Genomic DNA, 213 nt, shown 5'->3' with positions numbered 1-213 from the left:
AGTGGACTTGAACCACCGACCTCACCCTTATCAGGGGTGCGCTCTAACCACCTGAGCTACAAGCCTGTAGAGGTTTTTTCTGCTCGTTACTTTTTATCAGACAATCTGTGTGGACACTGCGCGGGAAAGTATCTTCAGGTAAGGAGGTGATCCAACCGCAGGTTCCCCTACGGTTACCTTGTTACGACTTCACCCCAGTCATGAATCACAAAG

Annotated in this window: 1 rRNA gene; it reads right to left on the bottom strand. The window is 49.8% G+C overall.

From position 1 onward, the window contains the following. Positions 1–139: 139 nt before the first annotated feature. A 16S ribosomal RNA gene (locus tag LC417_RS22650) occupies positions 140–213 on the bottom strand; the annotation flags it as partial.

The sequence above is a fragment of the Pantoea sp. OVA07A genome (genome assembly GCF_019969975.1).
GTDB classification, from domain to species: Bacteria; Pseudomonadota; Gammaproteobacteria; order Enterobacterales; family Enterobacteriaceae; genus Pantoea; species Pantoea agglomerans.
The sequence above is the reverse complement of the archived record's forward strand: the minus strand, read 5'-3'. Positions and strand labels throughout refer to the sequence as shown.